The sequence below is a fragment of the Ignatzschineria sp. LJL83 genome (assembly GCF_054871845.1).
The window spans coordinates 355,249-369,854 of record NZ_JBTXLY010000001.1 but is presented as its reverse complement, the minus strand read 5'-3'; the positions used below and the strand labels follow the sequence as shown (position 1 = coordinate 369,854).

Genomic DNA, 14,606 nt, shown 5'->3' with positions numbered 1-14,606 from the left:
CACTACTATTCAATTCATCTTTCACTTCATCTGATCTACGGCAATCCATTGATGACAATCTATCTATTATCATCCTACCCCGAAAATGAAAAACAGCGGTTCTAAGTGATCGCTGTTTTTCTTGCCAATATCATAAAAGGATCATTTTGAAGAATGGTAGAGAATCATCTACACTAATAGCATTATTAGTAATTTCTGCTGATCGTTTCTTCTATCGATTCATCTGATAGATTCATCTAGTACTTTACTAGGAGTCATAGATTCAATAGCGTATCTATCCTATATTCTCCTTTCTTTTAAAAGATTATTTATGCTCAAACTTCTTTTTATCGTGATCGCATTTATCGGCTTTTTCCTCTTTTTACGTTGGAAATTTATACCGAAAAAACAACCTATTGAAGATAAGCCAACACCGGCATCTTGGTATCAATCTGTGCCGGGATTATTTACGCCTGCGGAGCAACTGTTTCTTTCAAGCTTAGAAGTAGCACTAGATGGCATTCCCGTAAAGATCTTTGGAAAAGTGCGCATTGCCGACATTATCAAAGTCAGACCCGGTCTTGAAAAAGGGGATTATGCCGGTGCTTTCAGCAAGATTCGCTCGAAACATGTGGATTTTGTTCTCATTAACCCGCTGACAACGCAACCTGTACTTGTCATTGAGCTTGATGATAGTACCCATGATCAATATGAGCGAAAAGTGCGAGATGCTTTTGTCGATGAAGCGATGTATCAAGCACAAATCCCCATTTTGCATGTGCCACTTCGCAAACGTTATATGGAACAAAATTTACGCGCGCAAATTGTAGAAATTCTACGAGAGAATCATGATTATCGTTTTCAAGATCGCTAATTTTTACAATCATGACTGAAAAAATGACTGAAGAAATGCCTAAACACTTTTTCTATGTGCTCCATTGCAAAGACAATACCTTTTATGCCGGCTATTCTACCGATGTCGAGCGCCGTTTAAAGGAACATAATGCCGGGACGGGTGCAAAATATACCCGCTTAGAAAAACGCCGTCCGGCAATCATGATTCATATCGAAACCTTTGACAGTAAAAGCGAAGCCATGAAGCAAGAATATGCCTTTAAACAGCTAACAAGAAAACAGAAAGAGCAATATCTCAATCTTGGGGATAAATTATTTCAACAAAATATATAGAAGCTCTAAAACTCCATTAATATCATCAATATCACCATCTTTATTAAGCTGCAGACACTGCTATAAAAGGCTTATGTAAAATATCGCTATAAAGTGTTTGCAACTCTCCACCATGTTGAAATTCTTCCTGAATCCATTGGCTAACCTTCCCTTTTAAATCATGTTTTATAGCTAATAGCATTCTTGAAGGCTGTCTTGGATTATTGATTTTTCTCTCCACACAGTTCTGCTCTTTTAAATCATTTCTGATGAGATAATCAGGTAAAAAACCAATACCGACACCTTGTAATTGCAAATTCTTTTTAGTTTCCCAATCAGGAACTTTGATAACTTCTTGCCCCTGCAATAACCATCCTACCTGTTTACGCACATCGTGCGCTGTATCTTCAATAAAAATAGAAGGATAAGCTGCTAAAATACCTTCCGTAATCGGTTCTACTGCTTTCGTAAGGGGATGGTTCAATGGTAAGACGAACTTCCACTGAATATTTCCTATTTCAATATAATCGATACCGCCGCCATCTATTAAAGTTCCTGGTGCGCCAATGGCAATATCCGCATTCTTATTTAAAAGAGCATCCCAAACACCATTATAAACTTCTGTCGTAATGGAGATCTGACAGGATGGAAAATGCGTTTTCAATTTATCTAATAAAGCAGATGTATGGTAAGGCGTATGCATTAAGCTATTAATACAGATATTGATTTTTCGCTCAATCCCTTGCTCAATACTACTCAAGCTTCGCTCTATTGAATAAAAATCGGCAAGTAAATTAGTTGCTTTTCGATAAAAATAGTACCCGGCATCTGTGAGCTCAAGGCTGCGAGTTGTCCTCTCAAAAAGAGCAACGCCTAAATGTTTTTCCGTTCTTTTAATCGCATGACTAACCGCCGATGCAGTTAATCCTAATTCTTCCGCTGCTTTAGCAAAACTCCCATAACGAACGATAAATGAAAAAATTTGAAGATTGTGTTGCGAGAATACTGAACTCATATTTATTCACCTTTAATATCCAAAGAATTAAAAATGGCGATATATCGCATTAAGATAAACATTTTCAAATAGTTATAGAATTAAATTATAAAATCAAAATGTCTATTTAGATTATCTTAATGATTTCATATCCTCCATGAAAAAGCATTATTAATGAATTAAATTCAGCAATAAAGTGATTCATAACAATTAAATTTCAAGTCGTATTTTTTGTGAAAAAACTCCTCTATGATGAATTTAGTTAAAGATTTCAATGACATTGGAATTATTTAAATATTACTCATTTCGGAGGTAATCATGAAAGACATCCACTTATTCCATCAAGCAGCTATTGAAGGTGACATTCCTACTCTTAAAAAAGGATTAGCATCAGGAATAAATATTAATACAACCAACAAACAGCTTCGTACCGCAATTTTAATGGCTTCAATGCATCAACAATATGAAACCGTACAGTTTTTAATAGACGCGGGAGCTGATATCAACTTACAAGATGAAACGTGTTTTAATCCATTTCTTTGGGGTTGCTTAAACGATGATTTAAAACTTGTTCAGATCATGATTAAGGCTAAACCAGATTTAACGGTATTAACTAGATTTGGTGGAGTTGGCATTACACCAGCCGCTGAAAAAGGTCATCTTGAAATCGTTAAAGAACTTTTAGAAAAAACAGATATTAACTTTAATCATACAAACTTTGTAGGGTGGACCCCCCTTTTAGAGGCGATTGTTTTAAATGATGGTGGCGCAAGACAACAAGAAATCATCAGACTATTACTTTCTCATGGTGCGAATCCTAATATGACAGATATGTATGGTAAAACGCCTTTATTCCTTGCAAAAGAAAAAGGATATAAAGAAATTGCAGATCTTCTAGTCGCAGCTGGAGGAAAATAAAATGAAGGGGCTGATGGGAGATATTCATTGGATTCAACAGTTACGTAGAACCCCTGAAATAACTTTCACCATTCATAGCATATTTGATCATGCCATTAATATCCTCGACAAAAATCACCAACTGTACACTTTTGTTACGGAGGATGTCGCTTTAGCACCTAATACTATCCAAATACAATGTCATTCCATGCCCAGCTTAAACTTAAGTGTGGGGGAAGATCTTATTTGGAAACAAGATCTAAAATTTCATCATAAAAAATGCATTATCAATATCAACCAAATCTTATCTTGGAATGATGAGTTCCCTAGCTATCAGCCCTTCGATCATTTACATGCAATCTCTTTAATTGAACAAATATTATCTGACAATCTCCATGAAAAGAAGCTTAAACATGACAGCATTCCCAAAATGGATCCGTTTAAAAAAGAGATTTACCAGATATTAGATCATTCTCATCGTAATTTCATTTCTGCTTGGCAAAAGAATCATTTTCAAGAAGCGTACCTATCTTTACAACGAAGCCTCGGATTAGGGTTTGGTCTTACACCTTCTGGTGATGACGCCATTATTGGCTTACTAGCAATCTTAGCAATTCCCAATAACCCCGCTGAAACGTCTTTTTCATTTCTAAAAAACTTAGGCTTAGATGCTAAAGGGAATACAACTGATGTCAGTGCTGCTGCGCTACTACACGCTAGCCGAAAACGCTTCAGCCAAATCATTATCGATTGTCTTCCCGCTTTTTTTCAAGCAGATACAGCTCTACTCGAACAAAAATTACTAACTATTTTATCCCTAGGCTCAACTTCCGGTGCAGACATTTTGCGCGGGATGAAAACTGGGCTCATGATGTTTTATATAAGGAGTACGTCGTATGTCAACTACAGTAGTTATTAAAAATAATACGTATTTTGACTCAGTGTCACTGATGTCTATTTCCACTCAAGCTAATCAAATCGAAGGTGTTCAACAAGCTTTCGTTGCTATGGCAACGGATATGAACAAAGAGGTTTTGAACAATCTAAATCTTTTAACACCTGAAATTGAGAATGCCGGCAACGGTGATTTGATGATTATTATTCAAGGACCCAGCGAAGCTGAAAATGCTGAAATTCTTACACAAATCGAAGCGCTTTTCACAAAGAAAAAAACAACTTCTGCTCATGAAGTTGAATATGTCACGATTGATTCGGCTAAAGAGGATATTCCCGAGGCAAATCTTACCATCATCTCTGTTAATGGACATTTTGCAGCAAGAGAAGCTCGTAAGGCTCTAAATTCAGATATGAATGTCATGTTGTTCAGTGATAACGTTTCTATCGAAGAAGAATTAGAACTTAAACAGCTAGCTCATAAAAAAGGTTTACTCATGATGGGTCCTGACTGTGGGACAGCCATTATTAATAATATTGGATTGTGCTTTGCGAATAAAGTTCGTCCTGGTCACGTCGGAATTATAGGAGCATCAGGAACAGGTTCACAAGAAATCAGTGTTCGTATCCATGATTTTGGCGGCGGTATTTCCCAGCTCATAGGAACGGGTGGCCGTGATTTAAGTGAAGGCATCGGTGGCATTATGATGCTTGATGCACTAAAAGCATTAAACAAAGATGAAAATACTCAAGTCATCGTACTTGTATCTAAACCTCCTGCACCTAGCGTTGAAGCAAAAATTCTAGCAGAAATAAAGCATTGTCAAAAACCAGTTGTCGTCTGCTTTATTGGTGGAGCAGATGAAAGCGTTGTCACAAACGCAGGTGGTCATTTTGCAAAAACAACTAAAGAGGCCGCTTTAAAAGCTGTATTACTTTCAGGAATTAAAGAAGAAGATATTGATCTTCACTCTCTGAACTTACCCCTTATTGAAGAAGTTCGTGCAAAACTGAAACCTGAACAAAAATATATTAGAGGACTCTTCTGTGGTGGAACGCTTTGTGATGAAGCGATGTATCTTGCAAAAGAGAAATTTCAAAATGTGTACAGCAATATACAGCTTGATCCTAAATATCTACTCAAAGAGAGTGATGCAAGTATTGATCATACCTTTTTAGACTTTGGTAGTGATGGGTTTACAGATGGAAAACCTCACCCAATGATCGATCCTTCTAATCGAATAGAGCGTTTCTTAAAAGAAGCGAAAGATCCGGAAGTTGGAGTCATTATTCTTGATTTTATCGTAGGTTATGGATCCCATGAAGATCCAGTTGGTGTCATGCTTCCTGCCATCATAGAAGCTAAAAAAATGGCTCAAAAAGAAGGAAGACACTTAGAAATATTGGGCTATGTTCTTGGAACAGATTTAGATGAACCCAATGTGAAATCACAATTTCAAAAATTGCTAGATGCCGGCGTTACTGATGCTAGTAGCTGTACTAACGCGGCTCTTTTAGCTCGTGGATTTGTTACAAAAGGAGAATAATCATGAATACTATTAATACATTATTTGATCAAAAGCTAAACGTTATTAATGTGGGAATTGAATTGGTAAAAGATGATTTAATCCAACAAGGTGTTTCGGTCACGCATTTGAAATGGGCACCTCCTGGTGGTGGAAACTTACAAATTATTGAAGCATTAGATCAGTTAGAAGATCCCATCATTGCTCAAAAAATCCAACAAGCTAATGAAGAAGCCGTTAAACGCATTAAAAACTCTCGCCCAATGCTGATTGGTTTTGATCAAGCGATTAATGTTGTTCCCGGCATGACTAAAACAACCATTTTACACTCAGGTCCGCCTATTACATGGGATCGAATGTGCGGTGCAATGAAAGGGGGAATTTTAGGAGCGATTATTTTTGAAGGCCTTGCTGAAAATTTAGAAGAAGCAGAAAAAGTAGCCGCATCAGGAGAAATAACCTTCTCACCCTGTCACGAACATGGAAGCGTAGGCTCCATGGCTGGTATTACTTCAGCGTCTATGTATGTTCATATTGTTAGAAATGAACCTTACGGCAATATGGCTTTCACAAATCTAAGTGAGCAAATGGCAAAAGTTCTTCGAATGGGTGCTAATGACCAAAGTGTTATTGATCGCTTAATTTGGATGAGAGATGTTTTTGGTCCAATGTTAAGAGATGCCATGAAGCTTGCGGGAGAAATAGATTTACGATTACTATTATCTCAAGCAATTCATATGGGAGATGAATGTCATAACAGAAATGTTGCCGGAACAACCCTCCTTATCCAAGCCCTGACTCCTTATATTATTCAAACGGATTTTTCTGTTGAAGAACAGAAACAAGTCTTTGACTTTGTTGCAAGTAGTGACTATTTCTCAGGTCCTACTTGGATGGTACTGTGTAAAGCCGCTATGGATTCAGCACAAAATATTCCCTTTAGTACGATTGTCACCACGATGTGCCGAAATGGTGTGGATTTTGGAGTAAGAGTGAGCGGCATGGGCGAAGATCAGTGGTTTATAGGCCCAGCTCAACCTGTCATAGGCCCCATGTTTGCAGGTTATAAACCTGAAGATTCGGGTTTAGATATCGGGGATAGTGCAATTACGGAAACTTATGGTATCGGTGCCTTTGCAATGGCAGCAGCCCCTGCAATCGTAGCACTTGTAGGTGGAACTGTAGATGAAGCAATCGATTTTTCTAAAAAAATGGGAGAAATCACCACAACTACCAATAATAACATCACGATTCCTTTATTAAACTTTCAAGGCATCGCTACGGGTATTGATGTTCGAAAAGTGGAACTTACCGGTATTCTCCCTGTTATTAACACCGCAATTGCTCATAAAGATGCCGGCATTGGAATGATTGGCGCAGGAATTACCTATCCGCCTATGCAGTGTTTTAATGCCGCTATTCTAGCACTTTCTAAAAAACTCTCTTCATAAAATTATAAAAATAGAAAGTAAATAAAAAGTCTATAAAGCTCCTCTTTATAGAGGAGCTTCCACTAAGGAGAATTACTTTGATGGCTTTAAATAGAGGTAACATTCTATGAATATTAAATCACTTTGGCAGCAAGGAGATTGGGCTGCTTACTTTGGACTTTTCACAAACAATCTTACAAATCTACTCACAATGATTATGCTCTTAATCGTTGTTGTTGGATTTCCTTCTGAATTTGTCTATGGAACGATTGCTCCTTCATTTGGACTTGCGGTAGCTGTTGCAGGACTTTTCTACGGGTATTTCGCAATTAATTTAGCTAAAAAGACAGGTAGAAAAGATGTCACTGCTCTACCATCAGGTCCTAGCGCACCATCTATTTTTGTTGTAACTTTCCTTGTATTACTCCCGGTTTACAGAGAAACCAATGACCATGTTTTTGCTTTACAAATAGCGTTAGTTTGGTGTTTTTTAGAAGCAATGATTCTAATTGTAGGAGCTTTTTTAGGAGATTTCCTACGAAAACTCATTCCTAGAACCGTTTTGTTAGCGTGTTTAGGAGGATTAGGACTCTTACTTTTAGCCATGAATCCTTTACTTCAATCTTTTGAAGCGCCTGTTGTTTCATTTGTTGTGCTCGGTATTATCTTCATGAACTGGTTTGGTCGTCACCCTGTTTTTTCAAAAATTCCAACAGGATTTTTACTTCTCTTAGCCGGAACTGTTTTAGCATGGATATTCGGGCTCCAAAGTTCAGAAGCAATATATAGCTCCTTAAATTCTTTAGGGTTTAATCCACCTGGGTTTAAAGTTCAATATTTTCTGGAAGGACTTCCCCACGCAGCTCCTTATTTAGCCTCTGCCGTACCTTTAGGTTTAGCTAACTATATTTTTGACTTAGAGAACATTGAAGCTGCCGATGCTGCCGGAGATAGTTATAAAACACGTAATATCATGTTAGCAAATGGTTTTTCCTCAATGTTAGGGTGTTTTATGGGTAATCCTTTCCCCGTTACAGTATATGTGGGTCATGCTGGATGGAAATCATTAGGTGCTGGCATCGGGTACACAGTCGCTTCAGGAATTACAATGTTGATTGTTGTGTTATTTGGTGTAGGAGCACTACTCGCAGCACTCATACCTACTTATGCGATCGTTCCAATTCTTGTATACATAGGAATTGTCACTGCTAACCAAACCGTTAGAGAAACGCCTAAAATTGAAGTTCCTGTAATATTTGTCTGTCTTTTCCCTTGGATTGCTAACTGGGCACTTTCTATTGTTAATAATGTATTTAGTGCAGCAAATACAAATGCGTTATCTATCGGTTTTGATGTACTGACATCAAAAGGGATCTACTATCAAGGTCTTTATCATCTAGGAAATGGCGCACCGTTAGCAAGTATGATTTGGGGCTGTATTGCAATTTTTGCAATTAATGACAAAGCTCTCAAAGGTGCTGGAGCATGTGCCATTGGTGCTCTACTCTCTTTCCTTGGCTTTATCCATTCCGCAACCGTTGGATTAGCACAAGCTGACTTAATGCCATTTGTCTATGGCTATCTAATGCTCATGGCACTTTTCTTATATAAATATTTCATGATTGAAAAAAAGCTCGATACAGCAGCATAAACCTCATTCAATCAACCTGATTTACACCAAACTTATATCAAAAATTCTAGATGAGTTCTCATCTAGAAAGGAGATTTTTATGAAAAAATTAGCTGTAGTTGCTGTCGGTGGTAACGCAATCCTCAATGAAGATTCCAAATCTGCATGGAATGACCAATACCAAAATATCTTAGAAGCATCGCATCATATTGCGGATCTTATTGAAGATAACTGGCAAGTTGTCGTCACTCATGGCAATGGTCCACAAGTTGGTCATATTCTACGAAGAAGTGAATTATCTATTCAAGAGCTACCACCTGAACCTTTTGATTATGCTGTTGCTAATACGCAAGGAACGATTGGATATATGTTCCAAAATGCTTTATCTAGCGTTCTGCAAGAAAGAGGGATTCATAAGCCTGTCGCGAGTATTATCACGCAAACATTAGTATCTGATAAGGATCCTGCTTTTCAAGCGCCAACAAAACCGATTGGTAGCTTCATGACTCAAACAATTGCTGCGCAAAGAAGCGCAGAATTAGGTTGGAATATCATGGAAGATTCAGGGCGAGGTTGGCGAAGATGCGTTGCATCACCACAACCTTTAGAGATCATTGAACTAGCCACCATCAAAGAATTATTAAACTTAGGGCAAATCGTGATTGCCTGCGGCGGCGGCGGCATTCCGGTAGTAAGAAATAGTAACAATCAATTAAATGGCATTGATGCTGTCATCGATAAGGACTTAGTATCTTCTCTATTAGCCATTGATCTCGAAGCAGATCTACTTTTAATTCCTACAGGTGTTGAAAAAGTTGCCATTAACTTTGGTACCCCTGAGCAACAATGGCTCGATAATCTCTCTATCGAAGAAGCGCTTAAATTATCTGAAAACAATGAATTTGGTGCCGGCAGCATGCAACCCAAAGTGGATGCCATCCTGAGTTTTCTTCAAGAAATCCCGAAGGGAATGGGATTAATTACAAAACCTGAAGCGATCAAACGAGCTCTGAAAAAAGAAACGGGTACTTGGTTCATGAACTAGAAATTTATCCATGATCACTTGAATTAAAAGAGGTTTAATATGTCCACAAAAAATAAAGATACTTTATTAGATTCAGAGTTCGAACATAGCCCCGTGCCCCTTAGTCATCGGAAAAGCTTTGCCGCAGTTTCTTCTGTTTGGTATAGCTTTCCGCTTGTATTAACAAGTGCTGTAATAGGCGGTATTGTTACAGCAATGCTTGGGTTTAAAATGGGGATTTTAGCTATTTTCGCAGGAAATATTCTCCTTTGCATTGTTATAGGAGCCTTAAGTTATCTCGCAGGCAATACAGGAGAATCTTTTGCGATTTCTGCTAAAAAAACATTTGGAAATAAAGGATATGTGATTGTTTCCAGCTTACTTGCAACCGTAGTTATAGGTTGGTTCGCTTTAATGGTAGGTCTAACAGGCGACATCATGTATAGATCTTTCGGGCAAAATCTATTCATCATGACAATCCTAGGCGGAATCCTCTATATTTCGGCGACGTTTATAGGAATTAAAGCATTAGCTTTTCTAGGATATATTGCCGCTCCTTTGTATATTATTTTAGGTCTTATAGCCGTATTTATTTCGATGAAAGCCGGCTCCTCTGACATTATGAATTATCAGCCTGTTATTGAAGTGGGGGCATTCTCTTTTGGTGTCGCAGTTACAATGGTCTTCTCTACATTTACGGATTCAGGCACCATGACCGCCGATTTTACTCGCTGGGCAAAAAATGGAAAGCAAGGATTTTTCGCCGCTTTTACCGCATTTCCTATTTCAAAATTTATCGCAGAAGGAATTGGTGCAGTAATAGTTGCAACGGGGATTATTGCTAATCCTACAGTTACAGGTGGAGATTTTATCTCCATTTTAGCGGAAGCATCTCCTTTCTTATCTTTCCTAGCCATTATCTTTGTGTTTATTAACTTGGGTGTGGGCTGTACCCATTGTCTATATAATGGGGCTGTAGGTTGGTCACATATTACCGGCAAAAAAATGCGAAGTTTAACCCTCATTCTAGGTGTTATTGGTGTACTCATCGCAATTACAGGTATTTGGAATGCTTTTCAAACGTGGTTAAATTTATTAGGTTTAATTGTTCCTCCAATTGCTGCAATTATCATAATGGATCAATTAATTCTGAAAAGAAAAAATACCAATAACGATAATTGGAAACCTTTAGCCTTTACCGCTTGGGTAATCGCAGCAATTTTAGCCCTTCTTACGAATATTTACGCTCCATATTTATCTGTTGTTGTTGTCGGTTTAGTGAGCGCATCTATCATCTACATCATAGGAAATAAATTCAGCAAAAATATATCGTTATCGGAGAAATGATTAGAAACTGTTGATCAATCATCATTTCAATCCAATCATTCATTCAAGCTAAGACAATGATTATTCTCATTATATTGTTTTAGCTTGTTATTTTTCATAGTGACATTTCTAAAGTTTTTCAGCCTTACAAAAGTATATTTGTCGCTCCTCGTATTTACATTCTTCCTTTATTAAATCCTTCTTTTTTCCTTTATTAAATCCTTTTTTATTAAAACCTCTGCTTTTATTTTCAGATAATTAAAGTGGCTTTAATTAAATCAGCTATTTGCTTAAAATGATGAATGTTCAACAAATCCTAATCTTGCTGTAGAATGAAAAGATCGATTTTTAAGCCTTCCAAGATAGAGGATTCCCCAATGAAAGCAGAGATTATTGTTAGTGGATCAGAACTTCTTTTAGGTCAATCCATTGATACAAATGGCCCGTGGATTGCCGAAAAACTTACCGAGATTGGCATTGATTGCCATTTTAAATCGACCGTTGGAGATAATCTGCAAAATATGGCAGATACTTTTTCCAAAGCGATTTCCCGCGCCGATATTATTCTTTGCACCGGCGGACTTGGCCCAACACAAGATGATATTACCCGAGATGCGCTCGCAAAAGCGCTAAATTTACCGCTTATTTACGATGAATCTTTAGCAGAAGTGATTCATGAGAAATTCAAAGCTCGCAATCGCATCATGTCGGAAAATAATTTACGACAAGCTTACTATCCTGAAAATGCACAAATTTTAGAAGCATTTCCCGGCACCGCTCCCGGCATTTATCTGCATTACCATGATAAACATATCTTTCTCATGCCCGGCGTTCCTTCTGAAATGAAAGTGATGATGAATCAAGATGTGATTCCTTTTCTGACGGCTCTACTTCCAAAAGTTGAACGGATTTATACGAAAACCCTCCGCTGTTGGGGAAAAGGCGAATCCGATATCTCGGCGATTTTAGCGGAAATTAATAATGAGTTAGATCTTCTGCCAAATCCAAAACTCTCCTTTTTAGCTTCCGGCATTGAAGGCATTCAGGTACGTTTCTCGGCAAAAACAGCATCAGAAGCAGAAGCACTAGCGCTCATCATGCCCTTTCTTCAACGCGCAAAAGCACTATTAGGCAATCTCTGCTTTGGCGAAGATCAGGCAAGCATGGAAGGAACCGTTGCCGGCATGTTAGATGACAGGCATTTAACGCTCGGACTTTACGAATCATTTAGTGAAGGCATGATCGCTTCTCGTTTGAATGAAAAAAGTCACACAAAATATTATTTTAAAGGTGCATGGATTGAGAGCCGAGAGCAAGATCTCTCCGCCGAAGCTTACAAAATAAAACTTCATAATATTCAATCTTTAAGCCATGCCGATATTGTGATTACCGTTCACGGCAAAGCCATTTCAACGAATAATATGCAATTAACGCTTCTGTTACAGCATCATGAAAAATTGCTCGAAAAAGTGATCATTATTCCGAACTTTAATCATCATGCGACGATTGGCTTTTCTGTGATTAATCTGCTAAATATGGTGCGCCTCTATCTCTTAGATGCTTTAGAAGTTGATCAAGACTGATCAACATTGATTCATCGTATAGTGGTTTCTGCTTAAAGTTCTAAAAGTAATTACTACCGATGACGCGGGATATTCAGAAGAATGCAAGCATTCGAACCAGCGATGATTCAGCTTATATTTTACAATTGAGCTGTCCTAAACCAATATCACGATAGTATCGAATCAAACCTCGATCCTCATCATTCAATCTAAAAATACATTATCAAAATATGACTACAAATAATAATCCCAAAATTCGTGTCGTTGCCGGCATTATCTGGAATGAACAGCAAGATAAAGTCCTCCTCAGTAAACGAAAATCCAATCAAGATTTCAGCGGATTATGGGAATTTCCCGGCGGTAAAGTTGAAGAGAATGAAGCCGATGATTTAGCTCTCATTCGAGAACTGCAAGAAGAGCTCGGCATTACCGCAACAAACCTCGATATTGCGCTCAGCTTTGAATATCAATATCCCACTAAAACCATCGATTTCGTGATCTACAACGTTTTCCAATTTACAGGAACTCCAAAAGGCGAAGAATTCCAAGTCGTTTCGTGGGTTCATAAAGATGAACTTCACAACCTTCAATTCCCAGAAGCGAATAATAAGATGCTTGAATATATTCAAAAATAATATGTCAAAATATCAACTAAAAAGTGATCTAAAGTGATCTATATAGAGGCTTTAGATCACATGATAATTTGTCATTAAATCAGAGACAATGATAAAGTGATCAAGGATATAAACAACCATATCCAACTAATATTCGTATCTTTAAACTAAAGGATGATGTATGAAGATCAAAAAAATTTTATCGGGTATGGCGTTTGCCTTCACAGCTTCTCTCTTCTCTGTAGGATCAGCTTGTACCAGTCTTGCTATCACCGATCACCAGCATAATATCTATCATGGTAGAACCCTTGAATTATCAGCAGAGCTTCCTTCTTGGGTTGGCTATTATCCTAAAAACACGATTTTTCAAAAACATGATCCAAGTGGAAAGCCTGGATTAAAATACAGCTCTAAATACGATATTTTATTCATTTCAACCAATGTCTATAATGACGGCGATGATCATAATATCCTACAAGGGGTTAATAGTGCGGGTCTTTCATTTAGTGAGAATATGGTACCTATTGCCAACTTAACAGCATTAGATAAAAGGTACTATAAAGATTCCATTCCAGTAACAGCTTTAGGTGAATGGGCTTTATCGAACTTTGCAACAGTTGAGGAAGTTAGAGCCGCCGTTGGCAAAGCGCACTTTTGGAGCCCAATTCTAGAAGCATTTGGTGGCGTAGAAGCGCCTTTACACTATGCGATCTATGACCAAAAAGGCGGTAGCATTGTTCTTGAAATAAAAGATGGTAAATTGGAAATTTATGATAATCCTACGAGAGTTCTGACGAATGGTCCTGAATTCCCATGGCATCTTACAAATCTCAATAATTACACTCAGCTTTCAAATATTGATCACTCCACAGCAAAACTTGGGAATATGGAGATCTCACAACCTGATAGTGGAATCGCATCGACAACATTACCATCATCAGATACTTCTGTCGGCCGATTTATCAGAGCCGTCTACTACTCTTCTTATGCACCTATCGATGAGACGAGCGCACAAGCGATGAATACCCTAGCTCATGTTATGAATCGCTTCGATAGAATGAAAAATATTACTGCCGATACTACAGATAATAATGCCACAACTAAATCACCAATCTATAGTACTGAATATACCGTTTGGACAAGTTTAACTGACTTAACCAATAAAATAATGATGGTAAGACCCTACGGCAATATCAACTATACCACTTACGATTTTGAACAATTCCAAGATCAATCAGAACCTCTATTTATCAAAATAAACTAGTAAACTAGGTTCATCACCCTATTCTCATATTGCATTTCTTATTTTCAGACTTATCAATGAAAAATGCCGGCAATCGATGTGATACCGGCATTTTTGATTCTGAATCTAAAAAGAATTAAATCGCAATTCAATCATCATGCAACGATTGGCTTTTCTGTGATTAATCTGCTAAATATGGTGCGCCTCTATCTTTTAGGTGCGTTGGAAGTTGATCAAGACTGATCAACATTGATTTATCGTATAGTGGTTCTGCTTAAAGTTCTAAAAGTAATTACTACCGCTGACGCGGGATATTCACA

14 protein-coding genes are annotated in these 14,606 nt (G+C 37.7%); 13 read left to right on the top strand and 1 reads right to left on the bottom strand.

The window, feature by feature from the left end:
- Window positions 1-310: 310 nt before the first annotated feature.
- Window positions 311-853, top strand: a complete 543-nt coding sequence (locus tag ACYSN2_RS01580; RefSeq protein ID WP_461748492.1) for a DUF2726 domain-containing protein — start codon at window positions 311-313, stop codon at window positions 851-853.
- Between the two features lie 23 nt (window positions 854-876).
- A complete protein-coding gene (locus ACYSN2_RS01575; protein WP_461748491.1) occupies window positions 877-1,167 on the top strand; it encodes a GIY-YIG nuclease family protein in 291 nt (96 codons plus the stop codon).
- Between the two features lie 43 nt (window positions 1,168-1,210).
- On the opposite strand, the gene ACYSN2_RS01570 is transcribed toward ACYSN2_RS01575, so the two are convergent.
- Entirely contained in the window at window positions 1,211-2,161 is a 951-nt protein-coding gene (locus ACYSN2_RS01570) for a LysR substrate-binding domain-containing protein (protein ID WP_461748490.1), read from the bottom strand.
- 297 nt (window positions 2,162-2,458) lie between these two features.
- On the opposite strand from ACYSN2_RS01570, the gene ACYSN2_RS01565 reads away from it, so the two are divergent.
- From ACYSN2_RS01565 to ACYSN2_RS01515, 11 genes are all read left to right on the top strand, one after another.
- Window positions 2,459-3,058 carry an ankyrin repeat domain-containing protein gene (locus ACYSN2_RS01565; protein ID WP_461748489.1) on the top strand — a complete coding sequence of 200 codons (600 nt, stop codon included), beginning with the start codon at window positions 2,459-2,461 and terminating at the stop codon, window positions 3,056-3,058.
- Window position 3,059: 1 nt separating this feature from the next.
- Entirely contained in the window at window positions 3,060-3,956 is an 897-nt protein-coding gene (locus ACYSN2_RS01560) for an oxamate carbamoyltransferase subunit AllH family protein (protein ID WP_461748488.1), read from the top strand.
- A complete protein-coding gene (gene fdrA / locus ACYSN2_RS01555; protein WP_461748487.1) occupies window positions 3,934-5,478 on the top strand; it encodes an acyl-CoA synthetase FdrA in 1,545 nt (514 codons plus the stop codon). Before ACYSN2_RS01560 ends, fdrA begins: the two co-directional genes overlap by 23 nt.
- A gap of 2 nt (window positions 5,479-5,480) precedes the next feature.
- On the top strand, window positions 5,481-6,908 hold the full coding sequence (locus ACYSN2_RS01550) for a YlbE family protein (protein ID WP_461748486.1): 1,428 nt from the start codon (window positions 5,481-5,483) through the stop codon (window positions 6,906-6,908).
- Between the two features lie 106 nt (window positions 6,909-7,014).
- Window positions 7,015-8,538, top strand: coding sequence for a xanthine permease (locus tag ACYSN2_RS01545; RefSeq protein WP_461748485.1), 1,524 nt, complete (start codon window positions 7,015-7,017; stop codon window positions 8,536-8,538).
- A 79-nt stretch (window positions 8,539-8,617) separates the two neighbouring features.
- The gene (locus ACYSN2_RS01540; protein WP_461748484.1) at window positions 8,618-9,562 is read left to right on the top strand and encodes a carbamate kinase; all 945 of its coding nucleotides are present in this window, start codon (window positions 8,618-8,620) and stop codon (window positions 9,560-9,562) included.
- Between the two features lie 39 nt (window positions 9,563-9,601).
- A complete protein-coding gene (locus tag ACYSN2_RS01535; RefSeq protein ID WP_461748483.1) occupies window positions 9,602-10,888 on the top strand; it encodes a cytosine permease in 1,287 nt (428 codons plus the stop codon).
- Between the two features lie 356 nt (window positions 10,889-11,244).
- Window positions 11,245-12,450: a CinA family nicotinamide mononucleotide deamidase-related protein gene (locus tag ACYSN2_RS01530; RefSeq protein WP_461748482.1), complete on the top strand. Its 1,206-nt coding sequence runs from the start codon at window positions 11,245-11,247 to the stop codon at window positions 12,448-12,450.
- Between the two features lie 209 nt (window positions 12,451-12,659).
- Window positions 12,660-13,064 (top strand): 8-oxo-dGTP diphosphatase MutT, encoded by a 405-nt coding sequence (gene mutT / locus ACYSN2_RS01525; RefSeq protein WP_461748481.1) that lies wholly within the window; start codon window positions 12,660-12,662, stop codon window positions 13,062-13,064.
- Window positions 13,065-13,224: 160 nt separating this feature from the next.
- Window positions 13,225-14,307 carry a linear amide C-N hydrolase gene (locus ACYSN2_RS01520; protein WP_461748480.1) on the top strand — a complete coding sequence of 361 codons (1,083 nt, stop codon included), beginning with the start codon at window positions 13,225-13,227 and terminating at the stop codon, window positions 14,305-14,307.
- Window positions 14,308-14,370: 63 nt separating this feature from the next.
- Entirely contained in the window at window positions 14,371-14,529 is a 159-nt protein-coding gene (locus tag ACYSN2_RS01515) for a hypothetical protein (protein WP_461748479.1), read from the top strand.
- Window positions 14,530-14,606 lie beyond the last annotated feature (77 nt).

What these genes read in the sequence shown, in the direction of transcription:
- ACYSN2_RS01580 (WP_461748492.1), top strand. Translation starts at nt 311, where the DNA reads ATGCTCAAACTTCTTTTTATCGTGATCGCATTTATCGGCTTTTTCCTC.
- ACYSN2_RS01575 (WP_461748491.1), top strand. Translation starts at nt 877, where the DNA reads ATGACTGAAGAAATGCCTAAACACTTTTTCTATGTGCTCCATTGCAAA.
- ACYSN2_RS01570 (WP_461748490.1), bottom strand. Translation starts at nt 2,161, where the DNA reads ATGAGTTCAGTATTCTCGCAACACAATCTTCAAATTTTTTCATTTATC.
- ACYSN2_RS01565 (WP_461748489.1), top strand. Translation starts at nt 2,459, where the DNA reads ATGAAAGACATCCACTTATTCCATCAAGCAGCTATTGAAGGTGACATT.
- ACYSN2_RS01560 (WP_461748488.1), top strand. Translation starts at nt 3,060, where the DNA reads ATGAAGGGGCTGATGGGAGATATTCATTGGATTCAACAGTTACGTAGA.
- fdrA (WP_461748487.1), top strand. Translation starts at nt 3,934, where the DNA reads ATGTCAACTACAGTAGTTATTAAAAATAATACGTATTTTGACTCAGTG.
- ACYSN2_RS01550 (WP_461748486.1), top strand. Translation starts at nt 5,481, where the DNA reads ATGAATACTATTAATACATTATTTGATCAAAAGCTAAACGTTATTAAT.
- ACYSN2_RS01545 (WP_461748485.1), top strand. Translation starts at nt 7,015, where the DNA reads ATGAATATTAAATCACTTTGGCAGCAAGGAGATTGGGCTGCTTACTTT.
- ACYSN2_RS01540 (WP_461748484.1), top strand. Translation starts at nt 8,618, where the DNA reads ATGAAAAAATTAGCTGTAGTTGCTGTCGGTGGTAACGCAATCCTCAAT.
- ACYSN2_RS01535 (WP_461748483.1), top strand. Translation starts at nt 9,602, where the DNA reads ATGTCCACAAAAAATAAAGATACTTTATTAGATTCAGAGTTCGAACAT.
- ACYSN2_RS01530 (WP_461748482.1), top strand. Translation starts at nt 11,245, where the DNA reads ATGAAAGCAGAGATTATTGTTAGTGGATCAGAACTTCTTTTAGGTCAA.
- mutT (WP_461748481.1), top strand. Translation starts at nt 12,660, where the DNA reads ATGACTACAAATAATAATCCCAAAATTCGTGTCGTTGCCGGCATTATC.
- ACYSN2_RS01520 (WP_461748480.1), top strand. Translation starts at nt 13,225, where the DNA reads ATGAAGATCAAAAAAATTTTATCGGGTATGGCGTTTGCCTTCACAGCT.
- ACYSN2_RS01515 (WP_461748479.1), top strand. Translation starts at nt 14,371, where the DNA reads ATGCCGGCAATCGATGTGATACCGGCATTTTTGATTCTGAATCTAAAA.